Origin of the sequence: Christiangramia sediminis (genome assembly GCF_020552705.1) — a bacterium.
Classification (GTDB): domain Bacteria; phylum Bacteroidota; class Bacteroidia; order Flavobacteriales; family Flavobacteriaceae; genus Christiangramia; species Christiangramia sediminis.
Window position 1 is genome coordinate 780,716 of sequence record NZ_JAJBZG010000001.1, and the last position, 17,012, is coordinate 797,727.

General features: G+C 36.6%; 17 protein-coding genes. 5 read left to right on the forward strand and 12 right to left on the reverse strand.

Features of this window, described 5'->3' with window-relative positions:
• Window positions 1-84: 84 nt before the first annotated feature.
• The 4 genes from LGQ90_RS03705 (at window position 85) to LGQ90_RS03720 (ending at window position 3,400) form a co-directional block, all read left to right on the forward strand.
• Window positions 85-1,233 carry a baeRF7 domain-containing protein gene (locus LGQ90_RS03705; RefSeq protein ID WP_229338227.1) on the forward strand — a complete coding sequence of 383 codons (1,149 nt, stop codon included), beginning with the start codon at window positions 85-87 and terminating at the stop codon, window positions 1,231-1,233.
• A gap of 113 nt (window positions 1,234-1,346) precedes the next feature.
• Window positions 1,347-2,081, forward strand: coding sequence for an NYN domain-containing protein (locus tag LGQ90_RS03710; protein WP_229338229.1), 735 nt, complete (start codon window positions 1,347-1,349; stop codon window positions 2,079-2,081).
• A gap of 8 nt (window positions 2,082-2,089) precedes the next feature.
• Entirely contained in the window at window positions 2,090-2,938 is an 849-nt protein-coding gene (locus tag LGQ90_RS03715) for a pirin family protein (RefSeq protein ID WP_229338232.1), read from the forward strand.
• A 69-nt stretch (window positions 2,939-3,007) separates the two neighbouring features.
• Complete coding sequence (locus LGQ90_RS03720) at window positions 3,008-3,400, forward strand: GlcG/HbpS family heme-binding protein (RefSeq protein WP_229338234.1); 393 nt, start codon at window positions 3,008-3,010, stop codon at window positions 3,398-3,400.
• A gap of 45 nt (window positions 3,401-3,445) precedes the next feature.
• Here LGQ90_RS03720 and hisIE read toward each other — a convergent pair whose 3' ends face one another.
• From hisIE to fabG, 11 genes are all read right to left on the reverse strand, one after another.
• A complete protein-coding gene (hisIE, locus tag LGQ90_RS03725; RefSeq protein ID WP_229338236.1) occupies window positions 3,446-4,069 on the reverse strand; it encodes a bifunctional phosphoribosyl-AMP cyclohydrolase/phosphoribosyl-ATP diphosphatase HisIE in 624 nt (207 codons plus the stop codon).
• 127 nt (window positions 4,070-4,196) lie between these two features.
• Window positions 4,197-4,952, reverse strand: coding sequence for an imidazole glycerol phosphate synthase subunit HisF (gene hisF / locus LGQ90_RS03730; RefSeq protein ID WP_229338238.1), 756 nt, complete (start codon window positions 4,950-4,952; stop codon window positions 4,197-4,199).
• 114 nt (window positions 4,953-5,066) lie between these two features.
• On the reverse strand, window positions 5,067-5,792 hold the full coding sequence (gene hisA, locus LGQ90_RS03735) for a 1-(5-phosphoribosyl)-5-[(5-phosphoribosylamino)methylideneamino]imidazole-4-carboxamide isomerase (RefSeq protein WP_229338241.1): 726 nt from the start codon (window positions 5,790-5,792) through the stop codon (window positions 5,067-5,069).
• Window positions 5,793-5,846: 54 nt separating this feature from the next.
• On the reverse strand, window positions 5,847-6,446 hold the full coding sequence (gene hisH, locus LGQ90_RS03740) for an imidazole glycerol phosphate synthase subunit HisH (protein WP_229338243.1): 600 nt from the start codon (window positions 6,444-6,446) through the stop codon (window positions 5,847-5,849).
• Window positions 6,447-6,512: 66 nt separating this feature from the next.
• Window positions 6,513-7,652, reverse strand: coding sequence for a bifunctional histidinol-phosphatase/imidazoleglycerol-phosphate dehydratase HisB (hisB, locus tag LGQ90_RS03745; RefSeq protein ID WP_229338245.1), 1,140 nt, complete (start codon window positions 7,650-7,652; stop codon window positions 6,513-6,515).
• Complete coding sequence (gene hisC, locus LGQ90_RS03750; protein WP_229338247.1) at window positions 7,645-8,697, reverse strand: histidinol-phosphate transaminase; 1,053 nt, start codon at window positions 8,695-8,697, stop codon at window positions 7,645-7,647. Before hisC ends, hisB begins: the two co-directional genes overlap by 8 nt.
• A complete protein-coding gene (gene hisD, locus LGQ90_RS03755) occupies window positions 8,698-9,981 on the reverse strand; it encodes a histidinol dehydrogenase (RefSeq protein WP_229338249.1) in 1,284 nt (427 codons plus the stop codon).
• Between the two features lie 22 nt (window positions 9,982-10,003).
• A complete protein-coding gene (hisG, locus tag LGQ90_RS03760; protein ID WP_229338251.1) occupies window positions 10,004-10,867 on the reverse strand; it encodes an ATP phosphoribosyltransferase in 864 nt (287 codons plus the stop codon).
• 210 nt (window positions 10,868-11,077) lie between these two features.
• A complete protein-coding gene (locus LGQ90_RS03765) occupies window positions 11,078-11,893 on the reverse strand; it encodes a prohibitin family protein (RefSeq protein WP_229338252.1) in 816 nt (271 codons plus the stop codon).
• A gap of 15 nt (window positions 11,894-11,908) precedes the next feature.
• A complete protein-coding gene (locus LGQ90_RS03770; protein WP_229338254.1) occupies window positions 11,909-13,942 on the reverse strand; it encodes a vWA domain-containing protein in 2,034 nt (677 codons plus the stop codon).
• Window positions 13,943-14,037: 95 nt separating this feature from the next.
• Window positions 14,038-14,784, reverse strand: a complete 747-nt coding sequence (fabG, locus tag LGQ90_RS03775) for a 3-oxoacyl-[acyl-carrier-protein] reductase (RefSeq protein WP_229338256.1) — start codon at window positions 14,782-14,784, stop codon at window positions 14,038-14,040.
• Window positions 14,785-15,048: 264 nt separating this feature from the next.
• Between fabG and LGQ90_RS03780 the strand changes: the two genes are divergently transcribed.
• Entirely contained in the window at window positions 15,049-15,912 is an 864-nt protein-coding gene (locus LGQ90_RS03780) for a glycerophosphodiester phosphodiesterase family protein (RefSeq protein ID WP_229338258.1), read from the forward strand.
• A 66-nt stretch (window positions 15,913-15,978) separates the two neighbouring features.
• On the opposite strand, the gene sucD is transcribed toward LGQ90_RS03780, so the two are convergent.
• Window positions 15,979-16,854 (reverse strand): succinate--CoA ligase subunit alpha, encoded by an 876-nt coding sequence (gene sucD, locus LGQ90_RS03785; protein ID WP_229338260.1) that lies wholly within the window; start codon window positions 16,852-16,854, stop codon window positions 15,979-15,981.
• Window positions 16,855-17,012 lie beyond the last annotated feature (158 nt).

Genomic DNA, 17,012 nt, shown 5'->3' on the forward strand with positions numbered 1-17,012 from the left:
AAACAAGCCCCTATAGGCTTTGAAATAGCTGTGTTTAAGCGTATCTTATCATTAATAATTAACCAAAAAAATAGAGTTATGTCGATGATTAATGATCAAGATTTTAAAGAACTTTCAGACTATAATAATGAAACCTGTGTTTCAATTTTCATTCCTACTCAAAGAGGTGGGAAAGAGGTTTTAGAAGAAAAGAATAAAAAACATCTTCACTCGGAATGGACCCAGGTAAAAAAGAAATTGAAAGAAAAGAACGTTGCCGAGGGAAATATCGAAAAAATAGGAAAACCAATCCAGGAATTGCTAGATAACCGTGATTTCTGGCGTCATCAATCTGACGGTCTGGCGATATTTTCTTCTTCAGATTTTTTCAAAAGTTTTACTATTCCAGTGAACTTTGAGGCTTACCATTATATTTCAAAAGAATTTTATGTAAAACCTCTGGTTCCAGCCATGACTGGCGACGGGAAATTCAATATCCTGGCAATTCAGCTGGAAGATGTTAATTTTTATGAGGCTTCGAAATACAGTATCATGCCTGTAGAAATTGATGATCTTACCCCATCACGCCTGGAGGAAAGAGTGGGATTTGATTACAAAGAAAAAGCTTTACAATTCAGAACCCAGGGAGAAGGTGGTGAGAAAACACAATTTCATGGACATGGTGGTAGTGAAAGAGATGAAAAAACCGAGATAAAACAGTTTTTCAGAGCAGTAGATCAGGGTTTAAAAGATCATTTAACTAAAGAGAAATTACCATTGGTGGTTATATGTCAGGATTATTTATTTCCAATTTATAAAGATGCGAATACTTACAACCATCTAATTGATAAAGTAGTCCCTGGAAATCCTAATGATACAGATATGCTGGGAATTCATCAAAAAGCGCTGGAGATAGCAGAACCCTATCTAAATGAGAACCGAGATGAAAAAATCGAAAAATACAGGGAATTGAGTAAGACAGAAAATACTACTTCCGCAGTAACCGATATTATTCCTGCAGTTTATCAGGGAAAGGTTGATACTTTATTTATTGAAAACCGGGCTGAAATCTGGGGTGAATATAATGAAGATAATATGGAAGTAAAACTTGCTGATAACCATGAAAATGGGAACATTTCATTATTAAATCTAGCCGCTAAAAAGACGGTTGAGATGGGCGGTAAAGTATATCTAGTAGAGCACGAGTTTATGCCGCAAAAGAAATCAAAAATGAATGCCTTGCTGAGATTCTAAAAAATCAAAAGGCCTGAAGCAATCCTTCAGGCCTTTCTTATTACATTTTCTTCAGACTATTACCTGACTAAAATTTTTAATCTTAACTTTAGTCACCCAAAAATAAATATTTAATGGAAACAAATTTGGCCGTACTTATAGACGGCGACAACATACCATCTGCTCATGTAAAAGAAATGATGGAAGAAATTGCCAAATATGGCAACCCAACGATTAAAAGAATTTACGGCGACTGGACCAAACCCCATTTGAATAAATGGAAAAATGTACTTCTGGAAAACGCCATTCATCCAATTCAACAATACGGTTATACCCAGGGAAAGAACGCGACAGATTCAGCGATGATCATCGACGCTATGGATATATTATATTCAAATAAAGTGGATGGATTCTGCCTGGTTTCTAGCGACTCAGACTTTACAAGGCTGGCTACCCGACTTAGAGAAGCAAGTATGAAGGTGATTGGAATTGGCGAAAAGAAAACTCCAGATCCTTTTATTGTGGCCTGTGATAAATTCATTTATATCGAGATCCTTAAAAATAATACCAAAGAATCCGGTGGTGATAAGACTAAGGAGAAAGAAAGTAGAAAACAAAATGTAGATAAGATCACTCCAAAAGTGATAAGACTTATTTCGCAAACAATTTCTGATGTCGCCGATGAAGATGGATGGGCATTTCTTGGAGATGTTGGAAGCTTACTTCAGAAAAAACAACCAAACTTCGATTCCAGGAATTACGGATTTCAAAAGTTGACGCCAATGATCAATTCTATTGACAAGTTTGAAATTGAATCCAGAGAGAATGCGAATTCTAAATTCAAACTTATTTACGTTAGAAACAAGTAAGCTCTTAAATGAGGAATATAAAAAAACTACATAAAGCTGAATATCGTCCTATCGGCGATCTAAAGACCTGGTCTCCCCTACCCACGAGAGATCTTCAAATGATAGATCCTTTTATTTTTCTAAACCATCACGGTCCCCAGGAATATCCACCAAACAATAATGGGTTGCCATTTGGCCCGCATCCACATCGTGGAATGGAAACGGTTACTTTTATTCTGGATGGCGATATTACCCATAAAGATACCGGAGGTCATAATAGTGTTATTGAAGCGGGTGGAGTGCAATGGATGACAGCAGGAAAAGGTCTCTTACATGCTGAAGTTTCTTCAGAAGAATTCAAAAAGGAAGGAGGTCCTCTTGAAATACTTCAATTATGGGTTAACCTTCCCAAAAGATTAAAAATGACCGAGCCACATTATCGAGGACTTCAGAAAGATCAGATCTCGGTCTGGAAAAATGAAAATGGGAGCGTTAGTGCACAGGTAGTTTCCGGGAATTTTAAAGGAATTCGTGGTGCCTTCGATACACCAACATCGGTAGATCTATCCCTGGTACACTTTGATAAAGATTCTGAAATTCAACTAGAAATTCCGAAGTCTGATAATATCTTCTTTTATGTGATCCGTGGAAAGCTAGAGGTAAACGAAATTGAAGTACCAGAACTTCATCTGGCTGAATTCTCCAGGAATAGTGAGATCCTTAATATTATAGCAAATGAAAATAGCATCCTGTTGTTGGGACATGCTGAACCTTTCGATGAAAAAGTAGTATTTGGAGGACCATTTGTAATGAATTCTGAAGAGGAAATTCAGCAAGCATATGAAGATTATAAAGCGGGCAAAATGGGCAGCTGGTAATCTTATCATAAAGGCTAAGGCCGCAACATCTGAGTTTTGTAAATTGAAATGAAAAATTAAATTGAAACTATGGAATTGACTACACAAAAAGCTCAGCAAATTGTAGAAGCTGCGATCAAAAAATCAAAAGAATTAGACGTAAAGATGAACATTGCCGTTGTTGACGCTGGTGCCAATCTAAAATCCTTTGTGAGAATGGATGGTGCCTGGCTTGGTTCAGCAGATATCGCTATCAAGAAAGCTAAAACCGCTCGTTATTTTGATATGAATACAGGAGAAATAGGAAAGCTATCACAACCTGGAGGTTCTCTTTTTAATATTGAGCATTCTAATGATGGACTCATCACTTTTCCCGGTGGAGTATTAATTAAAGATGGGAACGAAATTATTGGCGCCATAGGTATCTCTGGTAGTTCAGTAGAAAATGACCACGAAGTTGCTACTTACGCTTCTAATGCTTAAAAAATTAGTAAGAATCCGCTGAATTTTACTATTCAGCGGATTTTTTTATTTGTGCCTTTCTTCAAGTACTTTCACTATATCTTCCAATCCAAATCCTTTGGCCTTTAGTAATATCATGTAATGAAAAAGCAAATCTGCACTTTCATTCAGAAATAGATCATCGTTATCATCTTTAGCCTCGATCACTACTTCTACTGCTTCTTCCCCAACTTTCTGGGCAATCTTGTTAATTCCCTTATCAAAAAGCGATACCACGTAACTATTATCGTTCTCCTTTCTTAATTCAGGTTCTGTTTCACTTAGTTTATGACGACTTTCAATAATGCCTTCCAGTTTAGATAAGAACCCGTAATCGGCAGTATTTTCTTCTGCCCAACAGGTATCAGTGCCTTTATGACAAACCGGTCCTTCGGGATTTACTTCAACCAGTAAGGTATCATTATCACAATCTAATTTGATGTTCACCAGATTTAGAAAATTTCCACTTTCTTCGCCTTTGGTCCATAAACGTTCTTTGGTTCTGCTGAAAAAAGTAACTTTTTTAGTTTCGTTAGTTTTCAGGAAAGCTTCTTCATTCATATAACCCAGCATTAAAACCTTCCTGGTATTAGAATCCTGAATTATCGCTGGCACGAGTCCGTCGTTATTTTTATTAAAATCTATATTCATGTTATTATTTTATAGGTCATCCTGAAATTTGAATTATACTGAATCTTTTTGGGTATTCATCATATTGATGAGAACAATTTCAAGCTGACGACATCAAATTTTCAAATTGACTAATTTTCAAATTATTTTAAATTCTCACTGGAATTCCTGCAGATTTTAATTCTTCCTTTAACTGAAAAATTTCGATCTCTTTAAAATGAAATACACTGGCGGCCAAAGCAGCATCTGCCTTTCCTTTTTGAAAAGTATCTCTAAAATGTTCGATTTTACCCGCTCCGCCCGAGGCGATGATAGGAATGTTCAGTTCTGAAGAAAGTTTTGCCAGGGCTTCGTTGGCAAAACCATTCTTAGTTCCGTCATGATCCATAGAAGTGAAAAGGATCTCTCCTGCTCCACGTTGCTCAACTTCTTTAGCCCATTCAAATAGATCCAATTCCGTAGGCACTTTTCCACCAACCAGGTGAACGGTCCATTTACCATTTATATTCTTGGCATCTATGGCCACTACGACACACTGACTCCCAAACTTTTCTGAAAGCTGGTTAATAAGATCCGGATTCTTGACCGCGGAAGAATTTATAGAAACCTTGTCGGCTCCATTCTGCAGAAGTATATCCACATCTTCTACCGAGGAAATTCCACCACCTACCGTAAAAGGAATATTAAGTTGTTCTGCAACTTTATAGCAAAGTTTTGCCAGCGTTTTCCTTTTTTCTTCTGTAGCTGAAATATCCAGAAATACTAATTCATCCGCTCCCTTTTCAGCATAAGCAGCGGCGAGTTCTACAGGATCTCCAGCGTCCCTGAGATCGACAAAATTGATCCCTTTTACAGTTCTTCCATTCTTGATATCAAGGCAGGGTATAATTCGTTTTGTTAACATTTTTCAAGTATTGAGTTTCGAACGACGAGCGACGAAGCATGGTTTCTGTAGAGCTATCTTGTTTCAGCTTCTAAGAGACCCTGAATCAAGTTCAGGGTGACGTCTTTAATTTTCCTATTGATTTAAAATATAATTTTCCAGTTGTTTTAAACTGATCCTGTTTTCATAGATCGCTTTCCCTATGATCACCCCTTCACAACCAAGTTCTTCAAGTTTTGGAAGTTCATCAAATTCTGAAATTCCGCCGGAAGCGATCAGTTTAATATTTTCAGTTTCACTAAGGATCTCGTTATAAAGGTCAAATGAAGGACCTTCAAGCATACCATCTTTCGAAATATCTGTACAGATCACATAACTTACACCCGCTTTCTCAAAGTTCTGGATAAAAGGAATGATCTCTTTATCTGAATCTTCCAGCCAGCCGGAAACGGCAATTTTTCTATCCTTAGCATCAGCACCTAAAATGATCTTTTCATTTCCATATTTCTGAAGCCAGCTTTGGAATAATTCCGGATTCTTTACAGCGATGCTTCCGCCGGTGATCTGATTTGCACCACTTTCAAAAGCAATCTGAAGATCCTTATCGGTTTTCAATCCGCCGCCAAAATCAATTTTTAAGGATGTTTTGCTAGCAATGGTTTCAAGGACCTTATGATTCACAATGTGGCTAGATTTAGCACCGTCAAGATCTACCAGGTGTAAATACTCAATTCCGTGGTCCTGAAAAGATTTTGCAACCTCCAGCGGATCCTCATTATATATTTTCTTGGTATTATAATCACCTTTGGAAAGTCTAACGCATTTACCTTCGATGATATCAATTGCAGGAATAATTCGCATTATAGTATTTAGATTTTAGTATTGAGAATTAAGATTCTCCTATTTCAATAAAATTTATAGTTCTAAATTCAGGAAGTTCTTTAAAATATGTTCTCCAGTTTTACTGCTTTTTTCCGGATGAAATTGTACTCCGTAAAAATTATTCCGATGCAAAGCTGTGGAATAATTCACGCCATATTCTGTTCTGGCAATTTCATCCTTACATTCCGGAACATAATAACTATGAACCAAATAAACATACTCGCCACTTTCAACATTATCGAAAAGGTGTGATTCGAGATTGGTGATCTGGTTCCAACCAATTTGAGGCACCTTCACGTTGTTTTCAAATCTTTTTACATCAGCATCAAAGATCCCGAGCCCTTTGGTATCAACTTCTTCAGAATGATTACACATCAATTGCATACCCAGGCAAATCCCCAAAACCGGCTGGGTAAGGCCTGGAATGATCTTATCCAAACCAGTAGACCGAAGCATTTTCATGGCACTTCCTGCTTCACCTACCCCGGGAAAGATTACTTTATCTGCACTCCTTATTTCTTCCGCATCGCTACTAAGTCTCGCCTCTAAACCCAGCCTTTTAATGGCAAATTTGATACTCTGTATATTCCCGGCACCATAATCTATAATTACTATTTTTTGATTTTCTCTCATAATAAAATTTAAGGAAGTCGTTTCTTTTAAAGGAAACTAATTTCTCACTTCTAAATTCTAACTTCTTTACAGCATTCCTTTTGTAGATGGTAAAATCATTTTTTCAGCATCTCTTTTTACCGCCATTTTTATAGCTTTTGCGAAGGCTTTAAAAATAGCTTCGATCTTATGATGCTCATTTTTTCCTTCAGCTTTTATATTTAAATTAGCTTTTGCTCCGTCTGTAAAGGATTTGAAAAAATGATAAAACATTTCAGTTGGCATTTTACCAATCATTTCGCGATTGAAATCTGCTTCCCAAACCAGCCAGTTCCTTCCACCAAAATCAATTGCCGACTGAGCCAGACAATCATCCATAGGTAAACAGAATCCATATCTTTCTATTCCAAGCTTATTACCTAATGCTTTACTAAATACTTCACCCAGAGCAATTGCTGTATCTTCAATAGTATGATGCTCGTCAACCTCCAGATCTCCTTTTACAAGGATTTTAAGATCCATTTGTCCGTGACGCGCTAATTGATCTAACATATGATCAAAAAAGGCAATACCGGTGCTTATTTCGCTTTTACCGGTTCCGTCGAGATTCAAATCGATTTCAATATCGGTTTCGTTGGTTTTTCTTTTGATCGAAGCCGTTCTATCCTGAAGTTTTAGAAATTCATAGATCTCCTTCCAGGATTTGGTTTTAAGGGCGATGTGTTTTTCAACTTCAGATTTATCATTTCCAACTTCATCCTGAGCAAGATCTTCATGATTATCTATAAAAATACCTTTGCCGCCGAAGTTCAAAGCAAATTCTATATCTGTAAGCCGATCTCCCACCATAAAGGAATTTTCAAGGTCGTAATCATGATTCCCAATAAATTTCTTCTGAAGTAATCCTGTATTAGGCTTTCTAGTTGGAGCATTTTCTTTAGCAAAAGTTCTGTCTATTAAAACATCGCTAAACTCCACACCTTCATTTTCGAAAGTCTTTATTATAAAATTCTGAATAGGCCAGAAATCAGTTTCAGGAAAACTATCGGTTCCCAATCCATCCTGATTGGTCACCATCACGATCTCGTAATCCAGTTCTTTGGCAATTTTACCCAGATAGGTAAATACCTCAGGATAAAATTCAAGTTTATCTAAACTGTCTATCTGATAGTCTTCCGGCTCATGAATCAAGGTCCCATCACGATCTACGAATAATACTTTATTCATTATCTAATTCTTTAAATGCTTTGATTAATTGATTATTCTCTTCTTTTGTCCCTATTGTAATTCTCAGGCAGTTTTCACATAAGGGCTGATTGCTTCTATTTCTAATTACGATCCCTTTTGCTAATAACTCATCATATCTTTCATTCGCATCATCTACCTCCATAAGTAGAAAATTAGCATCAGATTTATAAATTTTAGCAATAAAATTAACCTCAAGTAATTCTTTAGATAATGTAAGTCTTTCTTCCAGTAAATCAGCTATTTGAATTTTTATAATTTCTAAGTTTGAAAGACTCTTCAGCGCCTTATCCTGAGTTTGTTGATTTACATTATAAGGAGGCTTTATTTTATTTAAAACCGAAATAATTTCTTTGGAAGCATAAAGTGCTCCAAGCCTTATTCCGGCCAAACCAAATGCTTTTGAAAAGGTTTGAGTTACGATTAGATTCGGAAAATATTCCAGCTTTTTCAACCAGCTCTCCTTTTCAGAAAAATCTATATAAGCTTCATCAATAACTACAAGCCCTTTAAAATTATCCAGGATGCTACTCACTTTGTTTTCATCAAATGAATTCCCTGAAGGGTTATTAGGCGAACAAAGAAAGATCATTTTGGTATGAGCGTCTACCTTATTTAAAATTGCCGTAACATCCGGCTCAAATTCGTGATCCAGGTAAACCTCTCTATTCTCGATATTATTAATATCGGCAAGCACTTTATACATACCATAAGTTGGAGGAAGCGTGATCACATTGTCTTTCCCGGGCACACAGAAAGCACGGAAAATAAGATCTAATACTTCATCACTTCCATTCCCTAACAAAATGTTCTTGGTTGCGACCTCCCGAACATCAGCAAGCTTTTCTTTGACCTTGCATTGCTGTGGATCTGGATACCGATTCAAGCCATTATTATTTGGATTCTCATTGGCATCCAAAAAGATCATTTCCTGGCCCTGGGTTGTAAATTCATCCCGGGCTGAAGAATATGGCTTTAACGCAGCCACATTAGCGCGAACCAATTTAGTTAAATCAAAATCTTTCATTTATTTTAAATCTTTTAATCGAAGACTTACCGCATTTTTGTGAGCCTGCAATCCTTCAGCTTCCGCCATTAACTCAATTGAGGACCCAATTTCTTTAATCCCTTCTTCTGAAATCTTTTGAAAAGTGATCGTCTTCATAAAACTATCCAGGTTCACGCCACTGTATTGCCTGGCATAGCCATTCGTTGGCAAAGTGTGGTTGGTACCTGAAGCATAATCTCCGGCACTTTCGGGAGTATAATTTCCTATAAATACCGAACCGGCATTTCTTATTCTATCTACAAAGAAATCCTCATTTTCAGAACAGATAATAAAATGTTCCGGTGCATATTCATTGATCATTTCAAGGGCCTCATCATTAGAACTGACTAAAATAAGTCTTGAATTTTCTATAGCTTTATCGGCAATTTCCTTCCTGGGAAGCTCTTTTACCTGAGCTTCGATCTCCTCTGAAACTTTATCTATAAACTTTTCAGAAGTTGAAACCATAATCACCTGGCTGTCCGCACCATGTTCTGCCTGACTTAAAAGGTCTGAAGCAACATAGGCTGGATTTGCTGAATCATCGGCAAAAACAAGCAATTCTGAAGGTCCTGCCGGCATATCTATCGCAACCTGGTATTTGGTAGCAAGTTGCTTGGCCACCGTAACAAATTGATTTCCGGGACCAAATATCTTATAAACCTGTGGGACATCCTCTGTGCCAAAAGTCATAGCTCCAATCGCCTGGATCCCTCCTATTTTAAAGATCTGGGTTACGCCACATAATTCAGCAGCATAGAGAATTGCCGGATTCACATTTCCTTCTTTGTCTGGAGGTGTGCATAAAACGATTTCTTCGCAACCGGCAAGGTTCGCGGGAATGGCAAGCATCAAAATTGAAGAAAATAATGGCGCTGTTCCTCCGGGAATATAAAGCCCAACTTTCTGGATAGCTTTCTTTTCCTGCCAGCAACTAACACCATTGGTAGTTTCAACACTTACCCTCTCTGTTTTCTGCGCAGAATGAAATTTTTCAATATTAGACTTGGCAAGTTTAATCGCAGTTTTCAACTCCTCTGATATCTCTTTTTCCGCCTTCTGAACTTCAGTTGGAGAAACTCTTAGTTCGTCTAATTTAATTCCATCGAAAAGCTCTGTATATTTTGCAACTGCAGCGTTCCCCTTTGCTTTTATCTCATCGAAGATCTGGTTCACGGTTTGCTCAATATCAGCAACAGTTTGCGTAGGTCTCTTCAGGATCTCCGGCCAGTCTGCTTTGGTTGGATTCAAAATCTTATTCATAATTTAAATTTTCAGCAGTTTATTAAATCACCATTTTTTCAATTGGAGCGACAAGAATCCCTTCTGCTCCAAAGTCTCTAAGTTGATCCAGAACTTCCCAGAAACGCTCTTCATTTATGACTGTATGCACAGAACTCCAGCCTTCTTCTGCTAAAGGTAAGACCGTGGGACTTCTCATTCCCGGTAACAACTTTATCACATCTTCAAGTTTTTCGTTAGGAACATTCATTAAAATATACTTGGAAGTCCTCGCATTCAATACAGATTTCATTCTGAATTGCAGCTTCTCAAGAATTTTCTTTCTCTCTTCGGAAATTTGTGGAGAGATTGCCAGAACAGCTTCACTTTTCAGCATAACTTCCACTTCCTTTAAGCCATTTTTGAAAAGAGTGCTACCGCTGGATACAATATCGCAAATTGCATCTGCAAGACCAATATTTGGCGCGATCTCTACCGAACCATTAATGATATGTAGTTCTGCAGAAATACCTTTCTCCTTTAAAAAATCGTTTACCGTGTTAGGATATGAAGTGGCAATCTTTAGCCCGTCCAGGTCCTTTATTCCGGTGTAATTAAAAGATTTGGGAACTGCCAGGGAAACCCGACATTTTGAGAATCCAAGTTTCTCGCCTCTAATTATATCCTGTCCCTTTTCAATTAATACGTTTTCTCCAATGATAGCAACATCTACCACCCCATCTCTTAGATATTGAGGAATATCCCCGTTTCGAAGATACATGACTTCCAGGGGGAAATTTCGGGAGGAAGCCTTTAACTGTTCTTTTCCATTATCTATTGATATACCGGCATCTTTTAAAATTCCAATGGAATCCTCAAAAAGACGACCTGATTTTTGAACCGCAATTCTTAATTTTTCTTTACTCATAATATTTGTTGGCGATTAGAAATAAAAAACCCGTTTGATTACTCAAACGGGTCATGATATTTAGTTATAGTTACAACATATCACATACACCTCGCCTGAGCGTGGGTAGAAAAATGATGATGATGTACTGTATATTTTTTCATTGTGAGTTCAAATCTAATTAAAAATTTCAGAAATAAAACCTGAAATTTATTTTTTAAGATTTGTTTATTAGTTGTTACCTAAAATAAGAGGCATGCCGTCATCACCAGAACCAATAACCACTACCTTCGCATTGGGAGATTTAGCCAGTTCCACGGTGGCCTGAATACCTTTTTCTTTTAAAACTTTATCGGTCAAAGATTCACTAAGAATACGGTTAGCCGTTGCCTTACCTTCAGCATCGATACGCTGACGTTCTGCTTCCTGCTCAGCTTTGGTCAATCTAAATTCATATTCCAGAGATTCCTGTTCCTGTCTAAGCTTTCTTTCAATCGCATCTTTAATAGTTGAAGGCAAAGAAACATCTCTAACCAAAACTTCATTTACCTGAACGTATTGTTCCTCCAGTAAAAGATTGGTTTCATCAAAAATCTCCTTTTGAATGGCTTCTCGTTTACTTGCGTAAAGCTGTTCAGGATTATACCTCCCTACCACTGCTCTTGTTGCTGAACGAATCGCCGGCTGTAGCAAACGCTGAATATAAGCCTCTCCTTTCTCCTGGTGAAGTTTTCCCAAAACTTCATATTCTGGTTGAAACCAAACTGAAGCATCTAAAGATATTTCTAATCCATTTGAAGAAAGAACGGTCATTTCTTCATCCAGAGACTGTTGACGTACTTCATAAACGAATACTTTGTTCCAGGGAGCTACAAAATGAAAACCTTCAGATAAGGGCGGTTGATCTGTCACCACACCTCCCCCAAAAGTTTTGTATAAAACTCCGGCTTCACCTGAGTCTATTGTAACAGTAGATTTAGCTATAAAAATTATTAAAACGACAATACCAATAAAAAGAGGCACTGCGATCTTGGGTAATCTTTCCATATATAAAATTGAAATTTAAATTAGTCCTAAATATTTTCGGTAAAACCATTCAGCGGCAAGTACAATTACGAGTATAAACAACAGGTAATACCAGTCTATCAAAGGTAGGCTTTTTTGACGGCTTTTTTGAACAGGTTTGAACTTATCCTTAGATAATAAGGCATTTATAACTTCCTCCAGTTGATCTGGATAGGAAACTGCTGTTTGATTATTCGCTGCAAACGACTTCATCGCGGATAAATTAGCAGAAACGAATTGCTGTTCTGAATTATAATCGATCACTTCAAAACTACCAGATTCAGAAAGATTTTTATCAGCTACGTAAACATTAAAAAAATATTCTCCCGGTGGCAGATCCCCTGCATCTAACTCGTAAAAGTTATTTTTCAAAATAAGATCTGAAGTAAAAGAATCTTCATTTTCTTTATTTTCTACTTTAATCTTAAGGTTTACACCAGAGTCAAACTGGTAGTTTTCATCGAAATACTGTGCAGATATCAATACATTTTGATTGGCATAATAGAAGTTTTCAACCTCTACAGTTAATCTTTGTTTTAAACTATTTTTAGCCAGATTCTGAATAAGCTTTCCGAAAAAGTCGTCAAATTCCTGAAATGAATTATTATCCAGATAGGATTTTGCCCTCCATCTCCAAATATTCTCGCCGAATAGAAATCCTGATTTTGGTGAATTTTGACTTACAGCCATCAAAGGATCTGTCGTTTCAACCCCTTCAATTTCCTGATACAACATTATGTTGAATTTATTTTCATCATAATCTAATGTTCCAAACTTATCCTGCAAGGGTGGAAAATCATCAAATCCAATATCCTCAAATTGAAATGCACTAAAGGTATTATTGTAAACCGGGAAAAATTCCTGGGGCTGGTTTACGGAGCTTCTGGTATAACCTAAACCAAGATCATTCAAATAATTCCAGTCGGTTTTACTTCCTGTGATCAATAGATAGTTATGGTCATTTTCTAAAATTTCAGAAATATATTTATTAAAGCTTCTGTTTATCTGATAAATTATAATTAATTGATATTCTGATATTTGTAAATTTTTATCATTCACATATTTTATATCTACAGTTCTTTGCTGATTACTTTCTATAGACTTCTGAAGTGCGCCCAGGTCGGGATGAGAAATATCTGATAATACCAATACTGAAGTTCTTTCGTCTATGACTTCAACCGCGAAATTTTGTTTATTATTAAGTTTATTCTTTTCATTTTCTAAAGCTTCTATTTCAAAAGTATAGGTTTTAACCCCCAGTGAATTTGCTGGAAGATCGGTTCTAACAATTTGAGATTTTACCTCCTTTGAGAATTCGATATTTTGAGTATAGAGGATAGCATCTCCCGACTTGATCTTTACAGTGGCCTGAATATTCTCATCTCCGCTGTAATTTAAAAAAGCTTCTACCGGAAATCGGTTGTTTAGAAAAGCATACCGGTTAGCGTTGATCCTTTCAATACTCAAATCTTTATAAGTAGCGGTATCACCAATAATTACTGGAAAGATCGAGATATTCTGCTTATTTTTAAAATAACGGTAATCTCTTCCCAGACTCTGATTCCCATCTGTAATAAGAACGATTGCTGATTGTCGTCCTGAATAAATATTTTCAGTTTCAGAGAGTGCAGAAAAAATATCGGTTTGGGTGGCCGAAAAATCAAGGCTATCACTGATATTCAATTTTTCACCAAAATTCAGCCTGCTAACCTGAAAATTCTCTTTGAGCTTATCATTTTCGGCTAGCCTATTGGATATACTTAAAAGATTCTCCTGTTCATCCAGATAAGAAACCGATTGTGAATTATCTGAAAGAATAACAAGTTCAGGCTTTTCAAGCTCATATGTCGTAGAAATGATCTTCGGGTTTATAAGTAAAAGTAAAACGAGAAACACGGCCAAGGTTCTCATTCCAAAGAAAATATAATCTTTCCCTGATAAATTCTTTTTTCGGAATAAATACTGAAAAAAAGCAAACCCCAGCGCTACCAAAAGTGCCAGGGTTATATATAAAATCGTGCTTAATGCCATTAAAGTTTGAAGTTATCAGCTTAAAGTTCTAAGTTAATCAAAATCATTACGTAATGACAAATTCTTTAAAAGTAGCCTAAACACAAATCTTGATTCTAGGTATGCATTCCCCCATCGACATGAATCACCTGCCCGGTAACATAAGCGCTAAGATCACTACCAAGATAGACACAGGCATTGGCGATATCTTCCGGCTTCCCTCCTCTTTTCAATGGAATCGCATCTCTCCAGCCCTGCACGGTCTTCTCGTCAAGTTTCTCGGTCATTTCAGTTTCAATAAAGCCCGGAGCAATTACATTGGTCCTGATATTTCGGGAACCTAATTCCTGAGCCATAGACTTGGAAAAACCAATAATTCCGGCCTTGGAAGCAGCATAATTTGCCTGTCCCGCGTTTCCGGTAACACCTACAACAGAACTCATGTTAATAATACTTCCGCTACGCTGTTTCAACATGGTACGCTGAACGGCTTTGGTCATATTAAATATAGATTTAAGGTTTACTTCAATAACCTTGTCAAAATCTTCCTCGCTCATTCGCATTAAGAGATTATCCTTGGTGATACCTGCATTATTAACTACAATATCAATAGAACCGAAATCTTCCACTACGCTATCTATCAATTCCTGAGCTTCTTTAAAACTCGCGGCATTAGACTGGTAAGCCTTTGCCTTAACCCCTAAAGATTCCAAATCCTTAGCAAGTTCTTCAGCAGATTGAGAAGATGAATTATACGTAAAAGCAACATTAGCTCCATGTTGAGCGAAAACCTCGGCGATACCTTTTCCAATTCCGCGGCTACCACCAGTAATTATAGCATTTTTTCCTTCTAATAATTTCATCTGTTTTTATTTATATGTTTTTGATCGGTCAGATGCAATTCGCCAAAAGTGATATCGATTTATATCGAAATTTCATTATGGCTCATTTCATATTAAATGATCTTGGTTAATTGACTTTCCAAATATAATAAAACCTTAAGGGCATTAAATAAAAATTTCCTGATCTTATTTGATCAAATTGCGCTATATCTTAGATTCTGGTATAGTTAAAATTGTTTAACTTTAGAAAGCTTCACTTTATACTTAAGTTTTTTAAGATCAAGAATGAAAAATAAGAACAACATATATTATTTTTCTAGCCTCTTACTATTCGTATTTATAATAAGTACCTGGAATCCTTTTCAGCCTGGAATAAATTCTACTGATTTATACAAAAATGAAGACACCATACTCGTCGCAGCTCACCGTGGCTCCCATTCTTCTTATCCTGAAAATTCTATTGCTGCCATACAAGAAAGTATTAGGAATGAGATCGATATTGTAGAAATAGACATTCGGCAAACCAAAGACGGAAAATTAGTTCTCCTGCACGATCATCATTTAGATAGAACTACAAATATGAAAGGCCTGTTATCAGATCATACCCTGGCAGATATAAAAAAAGGCTATTTACTTTTTAAAGAAAAACCTACTAAAGAAAAGATCCCGGCTTTAGAAGAAGTACTAAGCCTTGCCAGAAATAAAATTATTCTTAATCTGGATTTTAAAATTGATGAGCTGGAAACCTTGAAAATTGCAGCTGATCTTATAACTGAATTTGAAATGGAAAATTCAGTTATAATCACTATAAATGACATAAAACTGATTGAAGCCTTATATGATTATAATCCCACGATAAGAATTATGCCAGTTGCCTACACTACAAAAAAGATTAAACAGGTATTTAAATATGATTTTATAGATGTTGTACAGGTTTATCACAGGGCTTACCCAAAATCTATCATTAATACGTTTGAAGAAAAGAAAATTTCAATCTGGGTGAATTCAATAAAAAAGTATGATAAAATCCAGGAAAAAGGTCAACCGGGCTTCGACCGTTTACTTCAAATAAAGAAGGTTGATATTATTCAAACAAATCATCCTGAAGACTTACTCTTATTTCTTCGGGAAAAAGGATTACATCCCTGAAATATTAAAAATAAAAATCCCTCTTTATTAAAAGAGGGATTAATAGAATATTATAGAAATGAAGTCTTATGAATTTAAAACTTCAGCTACTTTTTTTCCAATCTCAGCAGGAGAGTCTACAACGTGAATTCCGTTCTCTTTAAGGATTTTCTTCTTAGCCTGAGCGGTATCTTCACTACCTCCAACAATTGCACCGGCATGACCCATGGTACGCCCTGCAGGAGCAGTTTCACCAGCGATAAAGCCTACAACCGGTTTTCTATTTCCGTTTTGTTTTACCCACTGCGCAGCATCTGCTTCCAACTGACCACCGATTTCACCGATCATTACGATACATTCGGTCTCATCATCATTCATCAATAATTCAACAGCTTCCTTCGTAGTAGTTCCAATAATTGGATCTCCACCAATACCAATGGCAGTAGTAATCCCAAGACCTTGTTTCACTACCTGATCTGCAGCTTCGTAAGTAAGTGTACCAGATTTAGAAACGATCCCTACTTTACCTTTTTTGAATACGAAACCTGGCATAATACCAACTTTCGCTTCTCCAGGAGTAATAACCCCAGGACAGTTAGGACCAATCAATCTACAATCGCGATCTTTAATATAATCTGAAGCTTTTACCATATCAGATACTGGAATACCTTCAGTAATAGTAATTATTACTTTAATACCTGCATCGGCAGCTTCCATAATTGCATCAGCGGCAAATGCCGGCGGTACGAAAATAATTGATACATCTGCCCCTGTTTGCTCCACAGCATCAGAAACTGTATTAAATACAGGTTTGTTCAGGTGCTTTTGCCCTCCTTTACCGGGAGTCACACCACCAACGACATTTGTACCATATTCTATCATCTGCTCAGCATGGAAAGTACCTTCACTCCCCGTAAAGCCCTGCACAATTACTTTAGAATTTTTATTGACTAAAACGCTCATATGTATCTTTAATTTTAGGTTTACAAAAGTATGTTTTTAAATATAAACCCTAAAGTCATTTTAAGGATTATTGCATCCAAAAACCTTAAAATTCCTATAAAATTGACCTTAAATGAAAAATCCCAATTCATAGGAATCGGGATTTATGAAAATAAGAA

Bases quoted from the DNA above. Each gene is read 5' to 3' on its own strand.
- hisD (WP_229338249.1), bottom strand. From the start codon at position 9,981: ATGAATAAGATTTTGAATCCAACCAAAGCAGACTGGCCGGAGATCCTG.
- hisH (WP_229338243.1), bottom strand. From the start codon at position 6,446: ATGAGAGAAAATCAAAAAATAGTAATTATAGATTATGGTGCCGGGAAT.
- LGQ90_RS03720 (WP_229338234.1), top strand. From the start codon at position 3,008: ATGGAATTGACTACACAAAAAGCTCAGCAAATTGTAGAAGCTGCGATC.
- LGQ90_RS03715 (WP_229338232.1), top strand. From the start codon at position 2,090: ATGAGGAATATAAAAAAACTACATAAAGCTGAATATCGTCCTATCGGC.
- LGQ90_RS03710 (WP_229338229.1), top strand. From the start codon at position 1,347: ATGGAAACAAATTTGGCCGTACTTATAGACGGCGACAACATACCATCT.
- hisG (WP_229338251.1), bottom strand. From the start codon at position 10,867: ATGAGTAAAGAAAAATTAAGAATTGCGGTTCAAAAATCAGGTCGTCTT.
- hisB (WP_229338245.1), bottom strand. From the start codon at position 7,652: ATGAATAAAGTATTATTCGTAGATCGTGATGGGACCTTGATTCATGAG.
- LGQ90_RS03765 (WP_229338252.1), bottom strand. From the start codon at position 11,893: ATGGAAAGATTACCCAAGATCGCAGTGCCTCTTTTTATTGGTATTGTC.
- hisC (WP_229338247.1), bottom strand. From the start codon at position 8,697: ATGAAAGATTTTGATTTAACTAAATTGGTTCGCGCTAATGTGGCTGCG.
- hisIE (WP_229338236.1), bottom strand. From the start codon at position 4,069: ATGAATATAGATTTTAATAAAAATAACGACGGACTCGTGCCAGCGATA.
- hisA (WP_229338241.1), bottom strand. From the start codon at position 5,792: ATGCGAATTATTCCTGCAATTGATATCATCGAAGGTAAATGCGTTAGA.
- LGQ90_RS03705 (WP_229338227.1), top strand. From the start codon at position 85: ATGATTAATGATCAAGATTTTAAAGAACTTTCAGACTATAATAATGAA.
- fabG (WP_229338256.1), bottom strand. From the start codon at position 14,784: ATGAAATTATTAGAAGGAAAAAATGCTATAATTACTGGTGGTAGCCGC.
- hisF (WP_229338238.1), bottom strand. From the start codon at position 4,952: ATGTTAACAAAACGAATTATACCCTGCCTTGATATCAAGAATGGAAGA.
- sucD (WP_229338260.1), bottom strand. From the start codon at position 16,854: ATGAGCGTTTTAGTCAATAAAAATTCTAAAGTAATTGTGCAGGGCTTT.
- LGQ90_RS03770 (WP_229338254.1), bottom strand. From the start codon at position 13,942: ATGGCATTAAGCACGATTTTATATATAACCCTGGCACTTTTGGTAGCG.
- LGQ90_RS03780 (WP_229338258.1), top strand. From the start codon at position 15,049: ATGAAAAATAAGAACAACATATATTATTTTTCTAGCCTCTTACTATTC.